This is a genomic window from Rhizobium sp. 3T7 (genome assembly GCF_020166565.1).
Classification (GTDB): domain Bacteria; phylum Pseudomonadota; class Alphaproteobacteria; order Rhizobiales; family Rhizobiaceae; genus Rhizobium.
On the sequence record NZ_JAIQXS010000005.1, the window covers coordinates 156,289 to 177,861 of the forward strand.

General features: G+C 60.0%; 21 protein-coding genes and 1 pseudogene. 8 read left to right on the forward strand and 14 right to left on the reverse strand.

The window, feature by feature from the left end:
* Positions 1-36 precede the first annotated feature (36 nt).
* Positions 37-624: a GNAT family N-acetyltransferase gene (locus K9B32_RS09890; protein WP_224561718.1), complete on the forward strand. Its 588-nt coding sequence runs from the start codon at positions 37-39 to the stop codon at positions 622-624.
* On the opposite strand, the gene K9B32_RS09895 is transcribed toward K9B32_RS09890, so the two are convergent.
* Entirely contained in the window at positions 599-1,270 is a 672-nt protein-coding gene (locus tag K9B32_RS09895; RefSeq protein WP_224561719.1) for a hypothetical protein, read from the reverse strand. The genes K9B32_RS09890 and K9B32_RS09895 overlap by 26 nt on opposite strands.
* A gap of 2 nt (positions 1,271-1,272) precedes the next feature.
* Positions 1,273-1,581, reverse strand: a complete 309-nt coding sequence (locus K9B32_RS09900) for a DUF3572 domain-containing protein (protein ID WP_224561720.1) — start codon at positions 1,579-1,581, stop codon at positions 1,273-1,275.
* 132 nt (positions 1,582-1,713) lie between these two features.
* On the opposite strand from K9B32_RS09900, the gene K9B32_RS09905 reads away from it, so the two are divergent.
* Together K9B32_RS09905 and K9B32_RS09910 are read left to right on the forward strand one after the other, a co-directional pair.
* Complete coding sequence (locus K9B32_RS09905; protein ID WP_007531841.1) at positions 1,714-2,085, forward strand: response regulator; 372 nt, start codon at positions 1,714-1,716, stop codon at positions 2,083-2,085.
* 18 nt (positions 2,086-2,103) lie between these two features.
* Entirely contained in the window at positions 2,104-3,474 is a 1,371-nt protein-coding gene (locus tag K9B32_RS09910) for a PleD family two-component system response regulator (protein WP_224561721.1), read from the forward strand.
* 708 nt (positions 3,475-4,182) lie between these two features.
* On the opposite strand, the gene rpmG is transcribed toward K9B32_RS09910, so the two are convergent.
* From rpmG to K9B32_RS09965, 11 genes and pseudogenes are all read right to left on the reverse strand, one after another.
* Positions 4,183-4,350, reverse strand: coding sequence for a 50S ribosomal protein L33 (gene rpmG / locus K9B32_RS09915; protein ID WP_003587245.1), 168 nt, complete (start codon positions 4,348-4,350; stop codon positions 4,183-4,185).
* 93 nt (positions 4,351-4,443) lie between these two features.
* Positions 4,444-5,631 (reverse strand): MFS transporter, encoded by a 1,188-nt coding sequence (locus K9B32_RS09920; RefSeq protein ID WP_224561722.1) that lies wholly within the window; start codon positions 5,629-5,631, stop codon positions 4,444-4,446.
* 259 nt (positions 5,632-5,890) lie between these two features.
* Positions 5,891-6,346 carry a DUF983 domain-containing protein gene (locus K9B32_RS09925; RefSeq protein WP_224561723.1) on the reverse strand — a complete coding sequence of 152 codons (456 nt, stop codon included), beginning with the start codon at positions 6,344-6,346 and terminating at the stop codon, positions 5,891-5,893.
* A 32-nt stretch (positions 6,347-6,378) separates the two neighbouring features.
* Positions 6,379-8,751 carry a ribonuclease R gene (gene rnr / locus K9B32_RS09930; RefSeq protein WP_224561724.1) on the reverse strand — a complete coding sequence of 791 codons (2,373 nt, stop codon included), beginning with the start codon at positions 8,749-8,751 and terminating at the stop codon, positions 6,379-6,381.
* The gene (gene topA / locus K9B32_RS09935) at positions 8,748-11,405 is read right to left on the reverse strand and encodes a type I DNA topoisomerase (protein ID WP_224561861.1); all 2,658 of its coding nucleotides are present in this window, start codon (positions 11,403-11,405) and stop codon (positions 8,748-8,750) included. The genes rnr and topA overlap by 4 nt, the downstream gene beginning before the upstream one ends.
* Before the next feature lie 444 nt (positions 11,406-11,849).
* Positions 11,850-12,890: pseudogene (locus K9B32_RS09940) on the reverse strand (DNA-processing protein DprA).
* On the reverse strand, positions 12,853-13,008 hold the full coding sequence (locus K9B32_RS09945) for an entericidin (protein WP_224561862.1): 156 nt from the start codon (positions 13,006-13,008) through the stop codon (positions 12,853-12,855). Before K9B32_RS09945 ends, K9B32_RS09940 begins: the two are co-directional and overlap by 38 nt.
* Positions 13,009-13,104: 96 nt before the next feature.
* Positions 13,105-13,275: a Thivi_2564 family membrane protein gene (locus K9B32_RS09950; RefSeq protein WP_224561868.1), complete on the reverse strand. Its 171-nt coding sequence runs from the start codon at positions 13,273-13,275 to the stop codon at positions 13,105-13,107.
* Positions 13,276-13,506: 231 nt separating this feature from the next.
* The gene (gene plsY / locus K9B32_RS09955) at positions 13,507-14,127 is read right to left on the reverse strand and encodes a glycerol-3-phosphate 1-O-acyltransferase PlsY (RefSeq protein ID WP_224561725.1); all 621 of its coding nucleotides are present in this window, start codon (positions 14,125-14,127) and stop codon (positions 13,507-13,509) included.
* A 19-nt stretch (positions 14,128-14,146) separates the two neighbouring features.
* Positions 14,147-15,436, reverse strand: coding sequence for a dihydroorotase (locus K9B32_RS09960; protein ID WP_224561726.1), 1,290 nt, complete (start codon positions 15,434-15,436; stop codon positions 14,147-14,149).
* On the reverse strand, positions 15,433-16,389 hold the full coding sequence (locus K9B32_RS09965; RefSeq protein ID WP_224561727.1) for an aspartate carbamoyltransferase catalytic subunit: 957 nt from the start codon (positions 16,387-16,389) through the stop codon (positions 15,433-15,435). The genes K9B32_RS09960 and K9B32_RS09965 overlap by 4 nt, the downstream gene beginning before the upstream one ends.
* Before the next feature lie 179 nt (positions 16,390-16,568).
* Here K9B32_RS09965 and K9B32_RS09970 point away from each other — a divergent pair, with 179 nt between their 5' ends.
* The 4 genes from K9B32_RS09970 to K9B32_RS09985 all read left to right on the forward strand — a co-directional run bounded on the left by K9B32_RS09970 (position 16,569) and on the right by K9B32_RS09985 (position 20,276).
* A complete protein-coding gene (locus tag K9B32_RS09970; RefSeq protein ID WP_224561728.1) occupies positions 16,569-18,218 on the forward strand; it encodes an acyl-CoA dehydrogenase family protein in 1,650 nt (549 codons plus the stop codon).
* Complete coding sequence (locus K9B32_RS09975; RefSeq protein WP_224561729.1) at positions 18,218-18,835, forward strand: GNAT family N-acetyltransferase; 618 nt, start codon at positions 18,218-18,220, stop codon at positions 18,833-18,835. Before K9B32_RS09970 ends, K9B32_RS09975 begins: the two co-directional genes overlap by 1 nt.
* A gap of 152 nt (positions 18,836-18,987) precedes the next feature.
* Positions 18,988-19,650, forward strand: coding sequence for a TetR/AcrR family transcriptional regulator (locus tag K9B32_RS09980; RefSeq protein ID WP_224561730.1), 663 nt, complete (start codon positions 18,988-18,990; stop codon positions 19,648-19,650).
* Positions 19,651-19,943: 293 nt separating this feature from the next.
* Entirely contained in the window at positions 19,944-20,276 is a 333-nt protein-coding gene (locus K9B32_RS09985; protein ID WP_224561731.1) for a DUF6105 family protein, read from the forward strand.
* Here K9B32_RS09985 and ruvX read toward each other — a convergent pair.
* A complete protein-coding gene (gene ruvX / locus K9B32_RS09990) occupies positions 20,213-20,707 on the reverse strand; it encodes a Holliday junction resolvase RuvX (protein ID WP_224561732.1) in 495 nt (164 codons plus the stop codon). The two genes, K9B32_RS09985 and ruvX, sit on opposite strands and share 64 nt — an antisense overlap.
* A 117-nt stretch (positions 20,708-20,824) precedes the next feature.
* Between ruvX and K9B32_RS09995 the strand changes: the two genes are divergently transcribed.
* The gene (locus K9B32_RS09995; protein ID WP_224561733.1) at positions 20,825-21,529 is read left to right on the forward strand and encodes a metal-dependent hydrolase; all 705 of its coding nucleotides are present in this window, start codon (positions 20,825-20,827) and stop codon (positions 21,527-21,529) included.
* Positions 21,530-21,573: the final 44 nt, after the last annotated feature.

Sequence of the window (21,573 nt, forward strand, 5' to 3'; positions counted from 1 at the left end):
AACTTTTGAGTCTCAAGAGAGGCGAGGAGGTTTGCATTGGATATCGATCTCCGTTTCGAGCCGGTGACCGCGGACCGGTGGGGTGACTTCGAACGGCTCTTCGGTCCTCGCGGAGCCTTTTATGACTGCTGGTGCGTTGCCCTCCGTTTGCCTCATGCCGCGCGAGCGAAGATGGGGCCGGGAGAGCGAAAATCGCACATGCAGGGCCGAATAGCCGTCGGTCCGCCGCCAGGCATCCTGGCCTATGCTGATGACGAGCCGGTCGCTTGGGTCCAAGTCGGATCCCGGCACGACGTGCCGCAATTTAATTCGCCGCGAACGGTGTCCCGACCGGTGGAGGAAGGCGATGCTCACGATCCGTCATTCTGGGCGGTAAGCTGCTTTTTCCTGCTCGCGCATTTGCGGGGGCAGGGGCTTAGCCATCGTCTCCTTGCCGGTGCAATCGATCATGCGCGGCGTCACGGTGCTCGCTACCTTGAAGGCTGTCCCATCGACCGCGTCAAGCAATCGAAGTCGGTGATGCTTTGTACGGGGTCGACCGCGATCTTCGATGCGGCTGGATTTGAAGCCGTGGCAAAGCGAAAGGATGGCAGGCCGCTCATGCGGCTGGATTTGCGCTCGTGAGGGCATCGGCCGCAAAATGTGCCCTTAGCAGCTCTGCTGCATGGTCCCAGCCAGTGGCCGCCACGATGTTTCCAACCGGCGGTGGTGCGAACGGCTTGAAATCCGCGTTGGCCATCATGGTCAGGAGCAGGCACTCGGGCAGATGATCGGCAACGGAAAGGAGATTGCGCTGCATATCATCGATGAAGGCGACAGGCAGGCTTCGCCGATCATGAAGCCTTGCGACAACGGGCCCCTTGGGCTCCTCCGTGGCGATCAGGTCGAAAGAGAGGTCGAGCTGGTTGAGAAATTCTCGTCGGATACCGTGGTGCCGAGGTGGCATTGCGGTCAAGAAGACGATGTCAGCGTCGGCCGAGAGCGCCTGCAGCGTATCGACGGCCTTTTCCGCCGGCCTCTGCCAGAGGTGCTGGTTCGCGAAGAATACTTCCTCAAACGAATCGATGGCCGCTTTATCCAACTCGCTGCCATCGAGCAAAGAGACGATATTGCCGTAGAGGCGGAACGACCGTGGCAGGAGGTCGTAACTGTGCGAGCGCAGAAAAGCGGTAAAGGGAGTGAGGAACTCGAGAACCACTTCGTCGATGTCGCAGACGACCAAAGGCCGGTCGCCGAGGCGCACCTGGCTGATGTTGGTAGCAGTATCCATGCTCAATATTCTCCCGAGCCAAGTCCCGGCGGCGAAAAGTGCAGCCATGCCGCATTCAATGCGTCGGGCGCGGTGCCGGTCGCATGGCAAAAGGCCATCGCTGTCGGCTCGTGTTGCATGATGAAGTCCATCATGCCGGAAATAAACCCAGGATCGCTGACCGCGTGGCGGACTTGCGCCGGTTCGACGCCGGTCAGTGCGAGGAAACGACTGAACAGTTCCGGTTCGTCGGCAAGCCAGGTGAGAACGGAGATTGCGGTCAGCTGTGGATCGGCCGCGAGTTGTTTCGAAGTCTTGAAGTTGCTTTGCATTTCTCTGGGTAAATTACCTATTTTTCAACCAAATAGCGATAGTGTGCCGCCATCGGTTCTATGGAACCATGCCGCCGCATAAGTCTTCTTCTTGCGGGGAAGCGGTACCAGAACGGACGTAGGACGCGTGTCATGCCCAAACAGGTGATGATTGTAGAAGATAACGAGCTCAACATGAAGCTCTTTCGCGACCTTATCGAGGCGTCCGGCTACACGACGATCCAGACCCGAAATGGCATGGAGGCGCTCGATCTCGCGCGCAAGTACCGGCCGGACCTGATTCTGATGGACATTCAGCTACCTGAGGTTTCCGGTCTCGAGGTCACGAAATGGCTGAAGGAAGACGATGATCTGCACGTCATTCCCGTTATCGCCGTCACAGCATTTGCCATGAAGGGAGACGAGGAACGCATCCGCCAGGGCGGCTGTGAGGCCTATGTCTCCAAACCCATTTCCGTTCCCAAATTCATTGAGACGATCAAGACCTATCTGGGCGATGCCTGACGCATCGGAAAGAAGCCTATGACTGCGCGCATTCTGGTGGTTGATGATATTCCGGCCAACGTCAAGTTGCTTGAGGCTCGGCTAGTCGCCGAGTATTTCGACGTATTGACCGCCGGCGACGGCTATCAGGCCCTGGCAATCTGCGAGCGGAACCAGGTCGATCTTGTGCTTCTCGATATCATGATGCCTGGAATGGACGGCTTCGAAGTGTGCGAGCGCCTGAAAGCCAACCCAAAGACTTCGCATATACCCGTCGTCATGGTGACGGCTTTGGATCAGCCGGCCGACCGCGTGCGTGGCCTGAAGGCCGGCGCCGATGACTTTCTCACCAAGCCGGTCAATGACCTTCAACTGATCTCGCGGGTAAAGAGCCTCTTGCGGCTGAAGACGCTCAGCGACGAATTACGGATTCGCGCTGAAACCGCCCATACGATGGGAATCGACGAACTGCTACGCTCGGGCGAGGGACGGGGCGACGAAGCGGGCCAGGTCCTGCTCGTCGACGGGCGCGCCAATTCGCAGGAACGCATCATCAAGGCACTGAAGCCGATCGCCGACGTCTCCGCGATCTCGGATCCGCAGGCGGCTCTTTTCGAGGCGTCGGAAAATCCCTTTGAGCTTGTCATCATCAACGCCAATTTTGACGACTACGATCCCCTGCGTCTGTGTTCGCAGCTTCGCTCTCTGGAGCGCACGCGTTTTCTGCCGCTCCTGATCATCACGGAGCAGGGCGACGACGACATGGTGATCCGGGCGCTGGAACTCGGCGTCAACGACTATATCGTTCGGCCGGTCGATCCCAACGAACTGGTGGCGCGCAGCCTCACTCAGATGCGCCGCAAGCACTACAACGATCGCCTACGCGCGAGTGTCAAGCAGACGATCGAGCTTGCCGTCACGGATCCGTTGACCGGGCTCAGCAACCGCCGCTACCTGGATAATCACCTTAGCACGCTGTTCAACCGCTCTATGGCGCGGGGCCGCCCGCTATCGGTGCTGATCACCGATATCGATCGGTTCAAACAGGTCAACGACACCTATGGGCATGATGCGGGGGATGATGTGCTTCGGGAGTTTGCGAGCCGCATTCGCTCCACCGTCCGCGGCGCCGATCTTGCCTGCCGCTACGGCGGTGAAGAATTCGTGGTGGTGATGCCCGATACCTCGCCCGAGGTGGCCGCAACCGTCGCGGAGCGGCTGCGCTCTGTGGTCGAAACGACACCGTTCCTGCTGAAGTCGTCGGGGCAGGAGTTGAGCGTGACTGCCTCCTTCGGCATCTCGTCGCGCATCTCGTCGGTCGTTACGCCGGGGCAGTTGATGAAGCAGGCCGATCTGGCGCTCTACGAGGCAAAAACGGGCGGCCGAAATCGGGTCGTCGCCGCGGCTTGAGTAACACTTCTCTGAAGCATTTTGGGTCATCCACAGCTACCTGATGCATGCCTGCCGACGCGTGGCAGCCAAGTAACTTGAATGCAAAGCCGGCCATTTGACCTGAGCATTTGTTGGCTCTCGATATCGCGCCAAGCAGCTGCGGTACGGGCTCAGTGATAAAAGTGAGGATCAATCATATTTAGCCGGCGTTTCACAAGTAGCTGTGATAACCAAGCTTCGAGGCGCAAAGGCGCAAGCTAATACTATTGACCTATAGTTTCGCCCTTCTTTGTCAATTTGGCGCTATTCTTGCTATTGGAGGCGACTCGAAGCTCTAAAAACTGTCCCAAAGCCGTACTTTTAACCATAGAATCAGCCTCGGAGATCTAACCATTAAGAATTTGTTGATTTTCTTTCATTTTCGAGCAAATTATCGAACCATAAGAAGATAAGCACTCCCCGTGAGGAGTCTGAGATACCCCATGATGCTCAGGTCCGCCGCATCTCCTGGGTCGTGGGGTCGGTCGGCTGGTTTGCAACATTTAGCGGTTCCTCGTGCCGCGTTGCTTGCCGGTCGACCCCCTTTCAAGAAAACGTCGTCCTTTCCGCATTTACGGGAGGACGGCGTTTCTGTTTTCAGGCATCAGAAATCAGACAATAGAGCCGACGAACAAAAAAGCGCGCAGCCCGTGGGCGCGCGCCTTTTGAAGACGTCAGATCAAGCGATTACTTGATCTTGGTTTCCTTGAACTCGACGTGCTTCTTAGCGATCGGGTCGTACTTGGTCTTCGTCATCTTGTCGGTCATCGTACGGCTGTTCTTCGTCGTGACGTAGAAGAAACCGGTGTCGGCCGTCGACAGCAGCTTGATCTTGATAGTGGTAGCCTTGGCCATGGTCGTCCTGCCTTTAATAAAATGAAAGCCGTGGCAGGCCGGATAGGCTCCACGGCAAATTCTGGCGCGAAACTACGAATCCAGCCCGAAAAGTCAAGCCCGCTTTCGGAGGAAAAGCAGTCTGACGGCGGAAAGCAGGGCATAAAGCCCGAAGAATCCAGCGATCGCCCAGGCAAAACCGTTGTTGCCGGCAACGTCGATGGCCGCGCCGATGACCTGCGGTCCGGCCACTGTGCCAACCGCATAGCAGAACACAAAGGCCGCGTTGGCCGCCGCGAGGTCGGAGCCGGTCAGGCGCGAGCCTAGGTGACTGAGGCCCACCGTATAGAGTCCCGCAACGCAGCCGCCCCAGAAGAGGAGAACCGCCGCCATCAGAATCCAGCTGTGCGCGAGGACCGGCAGCATCAGGGAACCGATCAGGCCCATGAAGGCCATGGCGGCCAGCAGCGGACGCTTGTCCTTCATGCGGTCCGAAAGTAGGCCGACGGGAATCTGGAAGATCACATTGCCGATTCCCATTACCGTCAGCAGCAGGGCTGCCTGCGATTCGGTAAAGGCGGCGCGCACAGCATAGATAGGGAACAGCGCCAGACCACCGGCTTCGACGGCCCCGAAGATGAAGACGGCAGCCGTTGCTGTCGGCACCAGGAAGACGTAGCGCATGAAATGCAGTTCGGGTTTCTCTTCGAGGACCGGACTCTCATACCGCGCGATATAGATCGGAATGGCTGCCAGCAGAATGGCGCCGGCGCCGACAGCAAACGGCAGGATGCCATCGCTGCCGAGAATCGAAAAGAGCAGTGGTCCGCCGGCAAACCCCAGTGACAGGACAGTGGCATAGATGCCGAGCACGAAACCCCGCTTGGAAGGCGGCGAGGCGGCGTTGATCCAGAATTCCGACAGGATGAACAGCGTCGTTGTCGCGCCGTGAAAGGCGAAACGCAGCGGAAACCACATCCAGAAATCCTGGGCGTAGTAGAAGGCGAGCGCGCTGATCGCTGAAATCACGACGGCCCAGATCATGGTCGGGGCGACACCATATTTGTGCGCCAGCTTCGTGGTGATGGGCGCAGCCGCCATCGCGGCAACCCCGGCCATCGCCGTGTTCAATCCGATAAGCGTCGACGGAATGCCGCGCTTTTCGAGAATGATGCTGAGAAGCGGAAGCCCGAGGCCGATTGCTATGCCGACAGCGGAGATGGACGAGACGGCTGCCACCAGCGAGGGCCAATGAATTTCTTCGACATCGCCTGCTGCTGTGCCGTTTCGCGGCTGAGACATATACGCATCCTTAGAGACCTGCTGCACAGAATCGCTCACCGCGAAGCACCATAGAAAGGCACAGGCGTGCCAAATCCGAGTGACGGCTGTGCTTTACAAGATGAAACGCGCTGGCGGCAATAACCTGGATGATCTTGAATGGATATAGTCAAGGAACCTTACCGAATAGGCATGAGATTTCGCCCCGCGGAGCCGCAGCACCGTTGGGCGTGCCACTACACGTCAATTGTGTCGTGAAGGTGAAGGGGCAGGTACGCGCCTAGCGTTTGCGGCCCGGTATCTCGTAGGCGTCGTGATCGTCGGTTTGTCCACCGAAGCCGTGCATCTTCAATGCCCATTGCAGGCCGATGACGCCGCCTTTGATCGGCTGGATGATCAGCAGTGTCGCCAGCAGCGTGATAGGCGTCCAGATCGCGAACGTAAGCCAGAGGGGCATTGGCCAAACAAGGTCAGTTGCCATGTAGCCGCCGATGATGAGATGGCCGATGACTACGATCGCGAGATAGGGCGGCAGGTCGTCCGAGCGATGATGGTGCATGGCTTCGCCGCAGGCAGCACAATTGTCCACCGGCTTTAAGAAGCTTTTGAAGAGTTTGCCGCTGCCGCATGCGGGGCAGGTGTTCAGCATGCCGCGCTTGATAGAGCGGCCAAGCGGACGCTCCACCTCCTCACTGCCTCCGTAACGGATTGCCTGGTCGGTAGAGGTGGTCGTCATCGTTCGTTTCCTTTCGCGGCGTCCGTACACGCCTATCGCCGCCCTCTTGGCGGCCTTGTTCCGGCCTTCTTGCGCGCCCGGCTTGCGTCGCGCCGGCCCGCCTTGTGAAACGAACGTACAGCGGTCGGCATCTTTCGCCCTTCGCTGATCATCTCGAAGCGTAGCGCACCGGCAAGCGGAATGGCTTCTGCAAGCTTGACCGTGACACCGTCGCCGAGGCGATATCCAAGCCCGGTCTTTTCGCCAGACAGCGCCTGGTGTGCCTCATCATAGATGAAGTAGTCCGTTCCGAGCGTAGATATAGGAACGAAGCCGTCCGCTCCATAGTCCGGGAGAGTGACAAATAGTCCCGATTTCGTCACACCTGATACGCGTCCTTCGAATTCTTCGCCGACGCGACCGGCAAGATGATGGGCGATCAGGCGGTCCACCGTTTCGCGCTCTGCAGCCATGGCGCGCCGCTCGAAGGTGGAGATCTCGGCGGCGATGTCATCGAGCACCCCTTCCTCATCGGGGGTGATGCCGCCTTCGCCGAAGCCGAGCGAGCTGACCAGCGCACGATGCACGATGAGGTCCGCATAGCGGCGGATCGGCGAGGTGAAGTGCGCGTATTTCATCAGGTTCAGGCCGAAATGCCCGATATTCTCGGGGCTGTAGATCGCCTGGCTCTGCGAGCGCAGCACCATCTCGTTGACCATCGTCTGATGCGGGGTATCATCGGCCTTGGCAAGGATCATGTTGAAATTGTTGGCGCGCATGTTGCCGCCCTTGGCGAGCGATATGCCAAGGGTCGCCAGAAACTCGCGCAGCACTTCCTGCTTGGCGAGTGTCGGGCCGTCATGGATGCGATAGATCAGGACCTGCCGCTTCTTCTCCAGCGTCTCAGCGGCCGAGACGTTGGCCTGGATCATCATTTCCTCGATGAGCTTGTGGGCATCGAGGCGTGGCGGCACGAAGACACGATCCACGGTGCCATCCGGCTTCAGCAGGATCTTGCGCTCCGGCATGTCGAGTTCGAGCGGCTGGCGTCGCTCGCGCCCGCGCGTCATCACCCTGTAGGCATTCCAGAGCGGCTTCAGAATGGGTTCCAGAAGCGGTCCCGTCTTGTCGTCGGGTTTTCCGTCGATCGCTGCCTGTGTCTGCTGGTAGGAGAGCTTTGCCGCGCTCTTCATCATGATGCGATGGAAGGTATGGCCGATCTTGCGGCCGTCCTTCGAAAACACCATGCGTACGGCAAGCGCCGGGCGGTCCAGACCTTCTCTCAGCGAGCAGAGGTCGTTTGAAATCCGTTCCGGCAGCATTGGCACGACCCGGTCGGGGAAATAGACCGAGTTGCCGCGTTTCAGAGCTTCGCGGTCGAGTGGCGAATTCGGCCGCACGTAATAGGAAACGTCGGCGATGGCGACGGTGACGATGACGCCGTCCGGATTGTCGGGCGAAGGATCTGTCTCGGCATAGACCGCGTCGTCGTGGTCCTTCGCGTCGGCCGGATCGATGGTGATGAGCGGGACATCACGCCAATCCTCGCGATGCGACATTGTCGCGGGCTTGGCATCATCCGCCTCGGCGACGACCGCCGGCGGGAATATGTAGGGAATGCCATGTGCATGTATGGCGATCATCGAGATCGCCTTCTCGGATGCAACGGAACCGATGATCGACAGCACCTTGGCGCGTGGCAGGCCGAAGCGACCGAGGCGAGCGACTTCGACTTCGACAAGATCGCCGTCCTTGGCCTCGCCCTTGTACTCGGGGTCAATCACCATTTCCTCGCCGCGCCGCTCAATCGGCAGCAGACGGCCGGCTCCACCCGGCGCATCCTTGAAGACGCCAAGCAGCGCGCCGCGGCGCTTGTCGAGGATCTTGATGATGCGCGCCGTGTAGGCTGGTCCGCCGCGGTCTGCAGCCGGAAAGATCTTTGCCAGGATGCGATCGCCCATCCCGGCAACGGGGGCCTTGCCCTTGCCGTTGCGTCCCGCCGGGGACGTGGACTGGCGGATGGCGACAGCGGGTGCAACGCCCTGGTCATCGGGCCACTCGGCCGGACGGCCGATCAGTTCGCCGTCCTTGTCGCGCGTCGTGATGTCGAGCACGGTGACGGGCGGCAGGGCGCCCGGCCGGATCAGCGACTTGCGCGTCTTCTGGAGCATGCCTTCCTGCTCCAGTTCGCGCAGAAGGTGCTTGAGCTCGACGCGGCTTTCGCCTTTCAGCCCGAAGGCCTTCGCCAGTTCGCGCTTCGACGCCTTCTGCGGATGATCGGCGATGAAACGCAGGATCACTTCGCGGGAAGGCAGCGTGCCGTGAGCCATGTTCAGCGGTTCGGCTGCGGGTTGCTGGCTGGCGCGTCCGATCTTGCCCGGACGCTTGCCCATGCCCTTCGTTCTTTCCCGCGGGATTTTGCTCACTCTTTGCTCTTTTTCGTCTTTGCCGGCGCCTTGGCCTTCGCCGTCTTCGGCTTGGCGGCGGTCTTGGTCGTCTTGGTTTCGGCGGCCGCGGCCTTCGCCTTCGGTTTTGCCTTGCTCTTCGCGGCCGGTGCCTTGCCCGCCTTGGCGACGATCAGCGCCAGCGCTTCCTCGACGGTCAGTGCCTGCGGATCAGTGCCCTTCGGCAGCGTCGCATTGACCTTGCCCCAGTTCACATAGGGGCCGTACTTGCCGTCGCGAACGGTGATTGCGCCGCCGTCGGGATGGTCGCCGAGTTCCTTCAGCGCTGCTGCTGCCGTCCGCCCGCGTCCGCCCGGCGCCTTGCTCGCTTTCTCGGCGATCACGGTCACAGCGCGGTTAAGACCGATCGAGAAGACGTCTTCGACGCTTTCAAGGTTGGCATAGCCGCCATCGTGCAGCAGGAACGGCCCATAACGACCGATGCCCGAAGAAATCATCTTGCCGGTTTCCGGGTGCTTGCCGATGTCGCGTGGCAACGAAATCAGAGCCATCGCCTTTTCATAGTCGATGTCCTCTGGTTTCCAACCCTTCGGCAGGGAAGCACGCTTGGCATCCTTGCCATCTCCACGCTGTATGTAGGGACCGAAGCGCCCGGAACGCAGCGTCAATTCTTCGCCGGTCACCGGATCGGTACCGAGATTCTTCGGCTCGTTCAGCGCAACGCCCTCGGCTTCCGAACCGCCTTCGGATGAAAGCTGGCGGGTATAGTTGCATTCCGGATAGTTCGAGCAGCCGACGAAGGCGCCGTATTTCCCAAGCTTCAGCGACAGATTGCCCGTGCCGCAAACCTGGCAGATGCGCGGGTCCCCGCCGTCTTCGCGTTTCGGGAAAACAAGCGGCGCCAGCGCCTCGTTGAGCGAGTCGAGGACGTTGGTGACGCGAAGCTCTTTCGTGTCCTCGATCTGGGAGAAGAAATCCTTCCAGAAGTCGCGCAGAACCTGTTTCCAGTTCAGCTCGCCGGCGGAGATCCGGTCGAGCTTCTCTTCGAGATCCGCCGTGAAATCGTATTCGACATACTTGGTGAAGAAGCTTTCGAGGAAGGCCGTCACCAGCCGTCCCTTGGCCTGCGGGATGAGTTTGCGCTTGTCGATGGTGACATATTCGCGGTCCCGCAGCGTCGCCAGCGTCGCAGCATAGGTCGAAGGGCGCCCGATGCCGAGCTCTTCCATCTTTTTGATCAGCGACGCTTCCGAGTAGCGCGGTGGCGGTTCGGTGAAGTGCTGGGTCGAATTGATCTTCTGCTTCGCGAGGGTCTCGCGCGCATTGATTTCGGGCAGGCGACCACCTTCGTCACCCTCGTCGCTCTGTTCGCCATCTTCCTTCTGGTCGGTGTAGGCGGCGATGAAACCATCGAAACGGATCACCGAGCCGACAGCGCGCAGGCCCGCCTTCTCGCCGTTGTTGTCGGCGGTAATTTCAGCCGTCGTGCGCTCGATCTCGGCCGAGGCCATCTGGCTCGCGATACCACGCTTCCAGACCAGGTCGTAAAGCTTGATCTGGTCGGCATCGAGGAACTGACGCACTCGATCGGGCGAGCGATTGAAGTCGGTTGGCCGGATTGCTTCGTGGGCTTCCTGTGCGTTCTTCGCCTTGGTCGAATAGAAGCGAGCTTTTTCGGGCATGTAGCGCTGGCCGAATTGATCGACGATGGCCTTGCGTGCCGCATCGATGGCTTCGGGCGCCATCTGAACGCCGTCCGTACGCATGTAGGTGATCAGACCAACCGTCTCGCCCCCAATGTCGACACCCTCGTAGAGCTTCTGGGCAATCTGCATGGTACGAGACGCCGAAAAGCCGAGCTTCGAGGAAGCGGCCTGCTGCAGTGTGGAGGTTGTGAAGGGTGGTCCCGGGTTGCGCTTGACCGGCTTCGCCTCGACGGTATCCACCACATAGGTGGCACCCTCGAGAAGCGCTTTCAGTTTGCCGGCTTCCTCGCCGTTCGCGATAGAGCGAGCCTGCAACCGCTTGCCATTCGCTGCAACCAGCCTTGCCTCGAACTCGTCGCCTCGCGGCGTCTTCAAGAGAGCCGAAAGGTTCCAGTATTCTTCAGAGATGAAGCGCTCGATTTCGGATTCGCGATCGCAAACGAGGCGCAGCGCCACCGACTGCACGCGGCCGGCTGAACGTGCGCCGGGAAGCTTTCGCCAAAGTACTGGCGACAGGTTGAAGCCGACGAGATAGTCGAGGGCGCGGCGAGCCAGATACGCATCAACCAGCGGCACGTCGATATCACGCGGGTCGGCCATCGCATCGAGGACGGCCTTCTTCGTGATCGCGTTGAAAACGACCCGCTTCACAGTCTTGCCGTTCAGCACGCGCTTTTTGTTCAGCATGTCGAGGACGTGCCAGGAAATCGCTTCACCCTCGCGATCCGGGTCGGTTGCGAGAAACAGGCTGTCGGACGACTTCACCGCATCGGCAATGTCCTTGAGCCGCTTGGCTGACGCACTATCGACCTCCCACAGCATCTCGAAATCTTGATCGGGAAGAACCGAGCCGTCTTTGGCAGGTAGATCGCGGACATGGCCGAAGGAGGCGAGCACCTTGTATCCGGAGCCCAGATACTTGTTGATCGTCTTTGCCTTGGCAGGCGATTCTACCACTACAACATTCATCATGGTTCTCTAAAAAAATGTGCCAGGCCGGCGGATAAGCAGATGGAATCCCTGCCGTGCCAAGATAACCGGTTCCTCGACATGGACAGGGAAATCGTTTCGGTCAAGTGGTTTGACTGCATTTTTACGCATTATAACGCTATACAACTAATGCGAGATAGTAAACGTATTTCAATTTGTGATAATTGAGGTATCGTTTTTGAACTGTGGTTCCGGCTAGCCGAAAAGGCAGCGTTTCTCTTTCCTCAGAGACTATCCCAGGGCGGCCAAGTTCGCAAAGAAAGATACCGGACGATCCGGCTCGCATGAGACCATCGCCTTCACAAGGCAGATGCTTGCTGAGTTGCGACGGGTGGCGGAAAAAGAGAACGCCGATATGCTGTCCAATCTGATCGAGATGGCCTATGTGGAGGCTGGCGATCTGCAGGCCCGGATGTAGGGATCTCAGTCGCCCATCGCAAGAGAAACGAAGCCGCCGGGATGGCGATGAAGCCGTCCGGCAATATCCAGCTCCAGCAGGACAAGATAGACCGAAGACGCCGGCAGACCGGTGTGACGGATGACGTCGTCGATCTCGACAGGCGTCGGGCCGAGCGCATCGACGATAAGTGAGCGATCGGATTCGTCAGGCGGAAGCATGGAACGGCCCCCTCTCGCTCCGGCTCCTCGACGACAGGAGTTGAGTAGCGTTCGATCTGCAAGAGGGCTTCGGTAACGTCACCCGGAGCGGTGACAATCATTGCGCCGTCCTTCAGCAATCCATTGGTGCCATGACAGCGCGGACCGAGCGGCGAACCCGGTACTGCGAAAACCAGCCTGCCGAACTCGCCTGCAAGCCTTGCCGTGATAAGCGAGCCCGAGCGCATCGCCGGTTCGACGACGACGACGCCGAGCGAAATGCCGGCGATAAGCCGGTTTTGACGCGGAAAATCGCGTGCGCGTGGCTCCCAGCCGAACAGCATTTCGCTGATGGCGAGTCCGTTTCCATTCCAGATGTCGTCAAGCAGGCCAGCATTCTCCGGTGGATAGGGCTGATCCAGACCTCCGGCCATGGCCGCCACCTTTCCGTTTCGAGGCTTGCGCGATGCGCTGCCGTATCGATGCCGCGCGCAAGACCGAAGACAACCACATAGCCTGCCTGGCCGCATTGGCGCGCAATCGTGGCAGCGAACTTGGCTCCACTGATCGAGGCATTGCGGGAGCCAACAATGCCGACTGCCGGCCGCGAGGAAACGGAAAGATTGCCTTTGACGGCAAGTAACGGCGGAGCGCCGGCTCGCCGATACCGACAAGCCGGGCGCCAAAGCGTCGGGCTGCCTCCAACTCCCTATGCGCTTCGCTCTCCGTTGCTATCCTGACGGACCGCGTAGCGCAGCCGCGTGCAGAAAGCTCGGGCAGGGCGGGCTTCATTTTTTTAAGCGCGCGCTGAATGAGTGCCAGATGCAGGCTAGTAAGCAGCTGCGTTACCAACGCGCTGGCCAGCATTTTGCGTTGCGTTGACCGTGTTTGCGGTGTCCCTACCCATGCCTCTGATGGTGTTCGCACACGACGACAGTGCCACAAGCACGCACAGTGCGGCGCTGACTTTACCAAGGAATGACATTGTCATTTTGATTTCCTTTATAAGAGAGCACGCTATGTAACATGCCGGGACCCGAAGGTTGCGGATGCTCCAAAGGGATGTCCGGCCCGGCGATGGCTAGAAAACAGCGAGGTATTTCAGCAGCGACACGATACCGATGATAATCACAATGATCTGGGCGATCTGCCGCGTCCTCGCATCGATCGGCAAACGTTGGACCAGGTACAAAACCAGGATGATTACTAGAAACGTGATCAAAATTCCGATGACAACGGAAGTTCCGATCATTCTTTACCCCTAGATCAAGAAAACTGTCTTATCACATACCGTTAACTAGGGCGGGGCCTCAAAATGAAAAGATCAATGTTGTATAGTCTGGGCACAAGATATTCAGGTCCATTCACGCGTTGGGCGGTGGAAAATCAAGCCAAGATATTGATTTAAATCTGTATATGGAGCTTGAGGCCCTGTCGTTCCGTCAGCGCAATTCCCTTTGGCCTTGCGCTGCGAGTGTCCATCCTATCCCTTCGCCCCGATTTTGCTTTCCGTCCCGCTCATCAGGCGGGAGATGTTGGCCTTGTGCTTCCAGAAGGAGATTGCAGTCATGATCGCCATGACAACTGCAACCTTTTCGGCCCCCAGCATCCACAATGCAACCGGAATGACAAGCATTGCAACCAGTGCGGAAAGCGACGAGTACCGGGTCGTGAAGGCGACCGCCAGCCAGACCGCAGCAAAGGCAAGAACCATGATTGGTGCAACGCCGAGCAGCGTGCCGATATAGGTGGCGACTCCCTTGCCGCCCTTGAATCCGATCCAGACCGGGAAGAGGTGCCCGATGAAGGCGAAGAAGCCTGCAATCAGCGCTGCTTCGTTACCCAGGAAGTAGCCGACAATCCAGGCGGCTGCGGATGCCTTCAGTGCATCGAGAAGAAGCGTTGCGGCAGCAAGCTTCTTGTTGCCGGTTCTGAGCACATTGGTCGCGCCGATATTGCCGGATCCAATGCTGCGCACGTCGCCAAGTCCGGCCGCCTTCGTCAGGATCAGGCCGAAGGGGATGGAGCCGAGCAGGTATCCGATGGCGGCTGCCGCCAAAGCGATCGGCAGCGTGATCTGCCACGTCATGAGATCCGAGACCATGTTCCCTCCGGTGGTCTTTTTATATCGTATGCACGCACTGTCCGGCGACGTAGGTCGCGACAGCGCGTCCGCTGAAGCGCGCGTCTTCGAACGGCGTGTTCTTCGAGCGGGAAAGAAGCATGTCCTTCGAAACAAGCCAAGGGTCATCGAGATCGATCAGCGTAATATCTGCTTTCGCTCCCGGCTTCAGCGTGCCGGCCTCGAGGCCGAAGATCTGCGCCGGCCGCGTCGACATCGCATCGATGAGGCGCATGAGGCTTACCTGACCGCTGTGATGCAGGCGAAGCGCCGCAGCAAGCATCGTTTCGAGGCCGACGGCGCCGTCCGCAGCCTCGCCGAAGGGCAGGCGCTTGGTGTCGACGTCCTGCGGATCGTGCGAGGAGACGATGATATCGATTGCACCGCGGGCCAGCGCATCCACCATCGCCACGCGGTCGTCTTCGGACCGCAGCGGCGGGTAGAGCTTGAAGAAGGTGCGGTACTCGCCGATGTCGTTCTCGTTGAGCGAGAGATTGTTGATCGAGATGCCGCAGGTCACGGTAGCGCCGCGGCTCCGGGCAAGTTCAATCGCTTCGACCGATTCCGGCACGGAGATCATCGCGGCGTGGTAGTTGCCGTGCGTCAGCTTGGCGATGCGCAGGTCGCGTTCGAGCGGGATGAGCTCGGCTTCCTTCGGAATGCCACCGAGACCAAGCCAGCTCGCGAACAGTCCCTCATGCATGACGCCGGTGGCGCCGAGATATTTGTCGCGAGTCTCGCAGGAGATCACCGCGCCGAATTCACGTGCATAGGTCATGACCCGGCGCAGGACCTGGGTGTCATGGACGCTGGAGCGGCCATCGGTGAACGCAACGGCGCCTGCTTCCATCAGCAGGCCGATCTCGGTCATTTCTTCACCTGCAAGGTGCTTGGTGATCGCCGCTGCGGGATAGACGTTGACGAGTGCCTTGTCCTTCGCCGTCTTCTTGACGAACTCGACCAACGCGATGTCGTCGATGACAGGATCGGTATCCGGCATCATGATGATCGACGTGACGCCACCGGCGGCTGCCGCACGGCTCGCCGACGCGATCGTCTCGCGATGCTCTGCGCCCGGTTCACCGATATGAACGCGCGCATCCACCAGGCCTGGCGTGGCAACGAGGCCGGTGCAATCGCGCACTTTGGCGCCAGGGGGCGTGCCCTGGTTCTGCGCATCCGCACCGGCTGCAACGATCACGCCGTCCTTGACGATGATGATGCCGACTTCATCGAGATTGCGCGAGGGGTCGACGATGCGAACGTTCTTGAGGACGATCGAGTTGCTCATGCGCCGGCTCCTTCGGTGCGTGGACCCTGATTTTGCGAGACGAGCAGTGTCTCCATCACGGCCATGCGCACCGCCACCCCCATTTCTACCTGTTCTGCGATCACGCTCTGCGGTCCATCCGCTACCTCGGAGGAAATCTCGACGCCACGGTTCATCGGGCCGGGATGCATGACCAGCGCATCGTCTTTCGCCGCCTTGAGAGTTTCGGCGTCGAGCCCGTAGAAGTGAAAGTATTCGCGCACCGAGGGCACGAAGGCGCCGGACATACGTTCGCGCTGCAGGCGCAGCATCATCACCACGTCGGCGTCCTTCAGGCCTTCCTTCATGGAATGGAAGACTTCGACGCCCATATCGGCAATGCCGGCAGGCAGCAGCGTTGCTGGAGCAACGACGCGTACGCGCGCGCCCATGGCGTTTAGCAGCAGGATGTTCGACCGCGCAACGCGGGAATGCAGCACGTCACCGCAGATCGCGACGATGATGCGCGACAGCTTGCCCTTGGCGCGGCGGATTGTCAGCGCGTCGAGCAGCGCCTGGGTCGGATGCTCGTGCTGGCCGTCGCCGGCGTTCACGACCGAGCAGGAAACCTTCTGTGCGAGCAGGGCGGCTGCGCCGGCGCTGGAGTGGCGGATAACCAGCACATCGGGCCGCATCGCGTTCAGCGTCATCGCCGTGTCGATCAGCGTCTCGCCCTTCTTCACCGAGGAATTGCCGACCGACATGTTCATCACGTCGGCGCCGAGGCGCTTTCCGGCGAGCTCGAACGAAGATTGTGTACGCGTCGAGGCTTCGAAGAAAAGGTTGATCTGCGTGAGGCCTCTCAGTGTCGACGTTTTCTTCTCCCTTTGCCGGCTGATCTTGACGGCCTCGTCGGCCTTGTCGAGGAGAAAGGTGATATCCTGCTCTGTGAGCCCTTTGATACCGATGAGGTGGCGGTGGGGAAAGAAGACCATGAACCTGCCTCTTGCTGTCGTCTGCGGGGTCTATAAAGAGTGCGCCGGGCGGCGGCAAGCTTGCGCTGTGGGAAAGGCCCGTCTCCCCCTGCAATTTTGCCCGAATTCAACTATTGCAGAGATAGGGAAATTATAACTTCCGGTTTCCCTTTGCCTGCCTCTTGCACTAGAAGCGATTCATGACGCCCGCCGAAGAGAAACTCGCCGAACTCAACCAGCCGAGCCTGTGGTCCGGGATCAATGCCTACAGGTCCGATCCGCTGATCGTGGACCTGACCGGCACGCTGCCGCGCGGGATCCGCGATGATCTCGACAATATGGGGCGCTACGTGACCTCGCCGGAGGCGCAGGAGCTGGCGCGCATGGCGAATCAGGGCACGCCGCAGCTGCGCACGCATGGTCCGCGCGGCGAGCGGCTGGATGTCGTCGAGTTCCATCCGGCCTGGCACGCGCTGATGCGCCGTTCGATGTCATCGGGGCTTCACTCGTCGGTGTGGGATCCGCAGGCGGATACCGAGGCGAAGGACCAGGCGCACAAGGTCAGGGCGGCGCGCTTCTATCTGACGGCGCAGCTCGAATCTGGCCATCTTTGCCCACTGACAATGACGAGCGCCTCGGTCGCGGCCCTTTCCGCCTCGCCGGCCGTTCAGAAGGATTGGGCGCCGAAGATACTGTCGCGCAAGTATGATTCCACGAACAAGCCGGCCATGCAGAAGTCCGCCGTGACGATCGGTATGGGCATGACGGAGAAGCAGGGCGGCACCGACGTCCGCGCCAACAAGACGACGGCCGAAAAGGTCAGCGAAGGCATCTACCGCCTGTCCGGCCACAAGTGGTTCATGTCGGCGCCGATGAGCGATGCCTTCGTGATGCTGGCGCAAACGAAGGATGGGATGGGCTGCTTCCTCGTTCCTCGGCTGCTGGAAGACGGTTCGGCGAACGGCCTCCACTTCCAACGTCTGAAGGACAAGGTCGGCAATCGCTCCAACGCCTCGTCCGAAGTCGAATTCAGCGATACCTTCGGCTTCCTGCTCGGCACGCCGGATGGCGGCATCCGCACTATTCTCGACATGGTGACGTTGACGCGCCTCGACTGCGCGCTGGCCTCCTCGGGCATGATGCGTGCCTCGCTCGCGGAAGCCGTGCACCATACCCGCGGGCGCAGCGTCTTCGGCAAGATGCTCGTCAGCCAGCCGATCATGACACGTGTCTTGGCCGATATGGCCCTTGATGTGGCGGCCGCGACAGCGCTGTCCTTCCGCCTCGCCGAGGCGTTCGACCGGGCGCGCGGCAGTGCCGAAGAGGCGGCCTACGCCCGCGTCATGACGCCGGTTGCGAAATACTGGTGCTGCAAGATCGCGCCGTCACTGATCTACGAGGCGATGGAGTGCATCGGCGGCAGCGGCTACATCGAGGAGCGCCCGATTGCCCGTCATTATCGCGAAGCGCCAGTCAACGCGATCTGGGAAGGCTCGGGCAACGTCATGGCGCTCGACGTGCTACGCATCCTGAACCGCGGCAAGGATCTCTTCGAGACCGTGTTTGCCGGGCTCGCGCGCGATCTCGGGCCGGCCGGCAAGAAGACGATCGACGTGCTGCGCGCCGCGATGGCGCTCTGCGAGCGGGACGAGGGCGCTGCGCGTCTGCTGGTCGAACAGCTGGCACTCGCTGCCGGCGCCGCCGAACTGTATCGCCTGGGAGCAGGCCGGATCGCCGACGCCTTCATTGAGACGCGGCTCGCAGGCGGCTGGCGCTCGACCTACGGCATGCTGGATTCGCGCTTCGACGCCAGCTACATCGTCGATCTGCTCTATCCGCCGGCAACCTGATGACTATACTGCGCCCCGTCCGTGCCGATGATCTCGAACAGGTCTATCGAATCTCGCTGGTGACGGGCGATGCTGGCCGCGATGCATCCGAGTTGCATCGCGACGGCAAGCTGATCGGCCATGTCTACTCAGCGCCCTACGTCTCGCTCAGTCCCGAAACGGCTTTCGTGGCAGAAGATTCGGAAGGGGTTGCCGGCTATATTGTCGGTGTCTTCGACACGATTTCCTTCGAGGAGCGGCTTGAACGCGATTGGTGGCCGGCGCTTCGAGAGACGTACGCCGATCCACAGGGCGATCCGGCCAGCTGGGATGCGGATCAGAAATACATCGCCGCGATCCATCACCCGTCTCGGGTGCCTGCCGCGATCGTCGAAACCTTTCCAGCCCATATTCACATGAACCTTCTGCCGCGCCTTCAAGGCCAGGGGATGGGCACCGGGCTTCTTGACCGATGGTTGAAGAATGCCCGAGCCGCCGGCGTAACAGCGGTCCACCTCGGTGCCAGCGCCGATAACCATGGCGCCCTGCGCTTCTGGGGTTCCCGTGGGTTTGCACGTCTCGAACCTCCCTTCGTGGATGCTTCCGATCCGACGGCCTGGTTTGGGCAGGAGCTCTAGGGCCAAGCAGCGTCATGTCGCCGAACGGTGACAGCGCCCTGACTGCCGTCACCCTTGGCAGGCTCTGTCCACAATATTTCAAAGGCTTGTCCGTTGTCGGTGTGGGGCGGTGTTGCTACTCACCGCAAAGTGACAATTCGGACCGAATCCTAATGCTCAATGATCCCATGGTGCTAACGCCCGTTGCCGACGCAATCCGTGTCGAACCGGAAAAACGTATCCGAGACCGAAGCGCGACGGAGAAGGCAATCCTTGAGGCAGCCAAGTCGCTGCTGGCGGAGGAGGGGTTCCAGAATTTCGGGGTCAACGCAGTTGCCCGCCGCGCGGGATGCGACAAGCAGTTGATCTACCGCTACTACGGCGGCTTGAATGGCTTGGTGGAGGCGATCGGCGCGGATCTTGGCACCTGGGTCAAGGACCGCATTCCCGAAGACACCGGCGGCATGTTCCTTCTGACTTACGGCGACCTGATGGAGCGCTTGTCACTCTTGTTCCTCGAGGCCCTGAGGGATGATTCGCTTGTTCGTCGCATCGTTGCCTGGGAAGTTTCCGAAAACACCGAGCAGGTGCGGCGGCTTTCCGAGGCGCGTTCGAAGGCCTTGGCAAACTGGCTCGACCGGATGCGCGGATCGCTGACGCCGCCGAAGGGCGTCGATGTCGTGGCCGTCAATGCGATTCTGATCGCAGCCATTCAGCATCTCGTTCTTTCCGCCTCCGCCGCCGGTCAGTGCGCTGGGCTGGCACTCAAGACGCCGAAGGATTGGGAGAAGGCGGCAACCGCCCTGAAACGCATCGTTCGCGGCGTCTACGGCTGAAGCAGAGACGGTCTTTCCACAGGCCTTCCGTCGCGCGTTAACCTTAACAAATGGTTTACGTTGCGCCTCTCCGGTTAAGAAGTCAGGTTGCTGGGCAGTCCAAAGCGTGGGGTGTCTGGAACCATGGGAACCAAAATCGCGAGAGCCGCGTTTCTTGTTGCCGCGATGATGTTTTTCGCTGTGCTTGCGCTGGATATCGCTGTGCCGGCGCTGGTTGTGGGTTCTATAGCGTTGTCGATCTGGTTGGTTTCTTACGAGGGGCTATCCATTCGAAGAGAACGAGAGACGACCGCATGAAGTGGTTTCTGATCTTCTGGGCCGGTCCCATTGTCTTCTTGGCCGGATGGTACTGGCTTTCCTATTACGACATGAACTTCGGCATCTTCATGCTGAGCAGGCAGGTTCATGACCTGACCTTCGAGATTTATGGGAAGATCCTCGGCATTCCGCCGGAAACCATTCCGCCGCTGGTCGCCCGCGCGATCGCCGTCGACAGTCTCGTCGTTTTCGCAATCATTGGGTTCCGCCGACGCAAGGCGATTGCCGCCAGGTGGCGTGCTCGTCACGGATCCAAGTCGTCGGATGCCGCTTTGCCGAGCAAGGAAAGCCTGTCCAGCGCTCCCTGAAGAATGAAGCTTGCCGCGGCCGAGTCGATGCGCTCGGCACGCTGCCTGCGCGATACGTCCATTTCCAGCAGAGCACGCTCGGCGGCGACCGTCGACAGCCGCTCGTCCCAGTACACGAAGGGCAGATCGGTCTTCTGCTCCATGTTGCGCACGAAGGCCCGCGTTGCCTGTACGCGTGGTCCGGCCGATCCGTCCATATTCATCGGCAGGCCGATAACGAAGGCGGCAACCTTTTCCTTCGTGGCAAACTCCAGCAGCGTTACCGCGTCGATCGTGAATTTCTCGCGTTTGATGACAGGCCGGGGCGTCGAAAAGCGCCGACCGAGATCGGACATAGAGAGCCCGATCGTTTTCGTGCCGAGATCGAGACCCGCGATCGCCTGTCCCGGCTGCAGCACAGTCGCCAGTTCCTCAATCGTCAGCACCGTCATCGTCGTTTTATCCCGTCAAAAGAAATTGAAGCAGCGTCGCTTTTCTTTGTGGCCGCATCGGATATGTCCATAACCAGCAAAGCAGGCTTTTGCATCCCATAATAAAAGGAGAATTTCATGAAGATCACTTGGCTTGGTCACTCCGCTTTCCGCATCGAGATCGGAAAGGCGAAAATCCTGCTGGATCCGTTTCTCACGCACAATCCGTCCTTTGCGGGCCAAAATGCAAAGGATGTCGCGAGCGGTGTTACACATATCCTGCTGACCCACGGTCACGGTGACCATGTCGGCGATACCGTCGCACTTGCCGAGGAGACTGGCGCGGTCGTTCTCGCAAACGCCGATCTTGCCGCCTGGCTGAGCTCGAAGGGCCTGAAGAAGATCGAAGCGGGCAACACCGGCGGTACGATTTCGTTCGACGGCTTCTCGGCGACCTTCACCAACGCGCTGCATTCCTCCGCCCAGATCACCGAGGATGGCGTTTCGCACGCGCTTGGCAATGCCAACGGCCTGATGCTGCACTTCGACGAGGAGGCTTCTATCCTCGCCATGGGCGACACCGACATCTTCTCCGACATGGCATTGATCAACGAGCTGCATCAGCCCGACATCGGCCTCATGCCAGTCGGCGACCGCTTCACCATGGGGGGTGCGGTGGCGGCATTGGCCTGCCAACGCTACTTCAACTTCAAGACCGTCATACCCTGCCACTACGGCACCTTCCCGATCATCGACCAGACGCCCGAGAAGTTCGTCTCCGGCATGGACGGATCGAAGACAGCTGTGAAAACGCCGAAGCCGGGCGAAAGCCTCTCTCTCTAGTCGACGTCTGTCGAAATCGCTTCGATTTCGGAGAAGGAATTCCA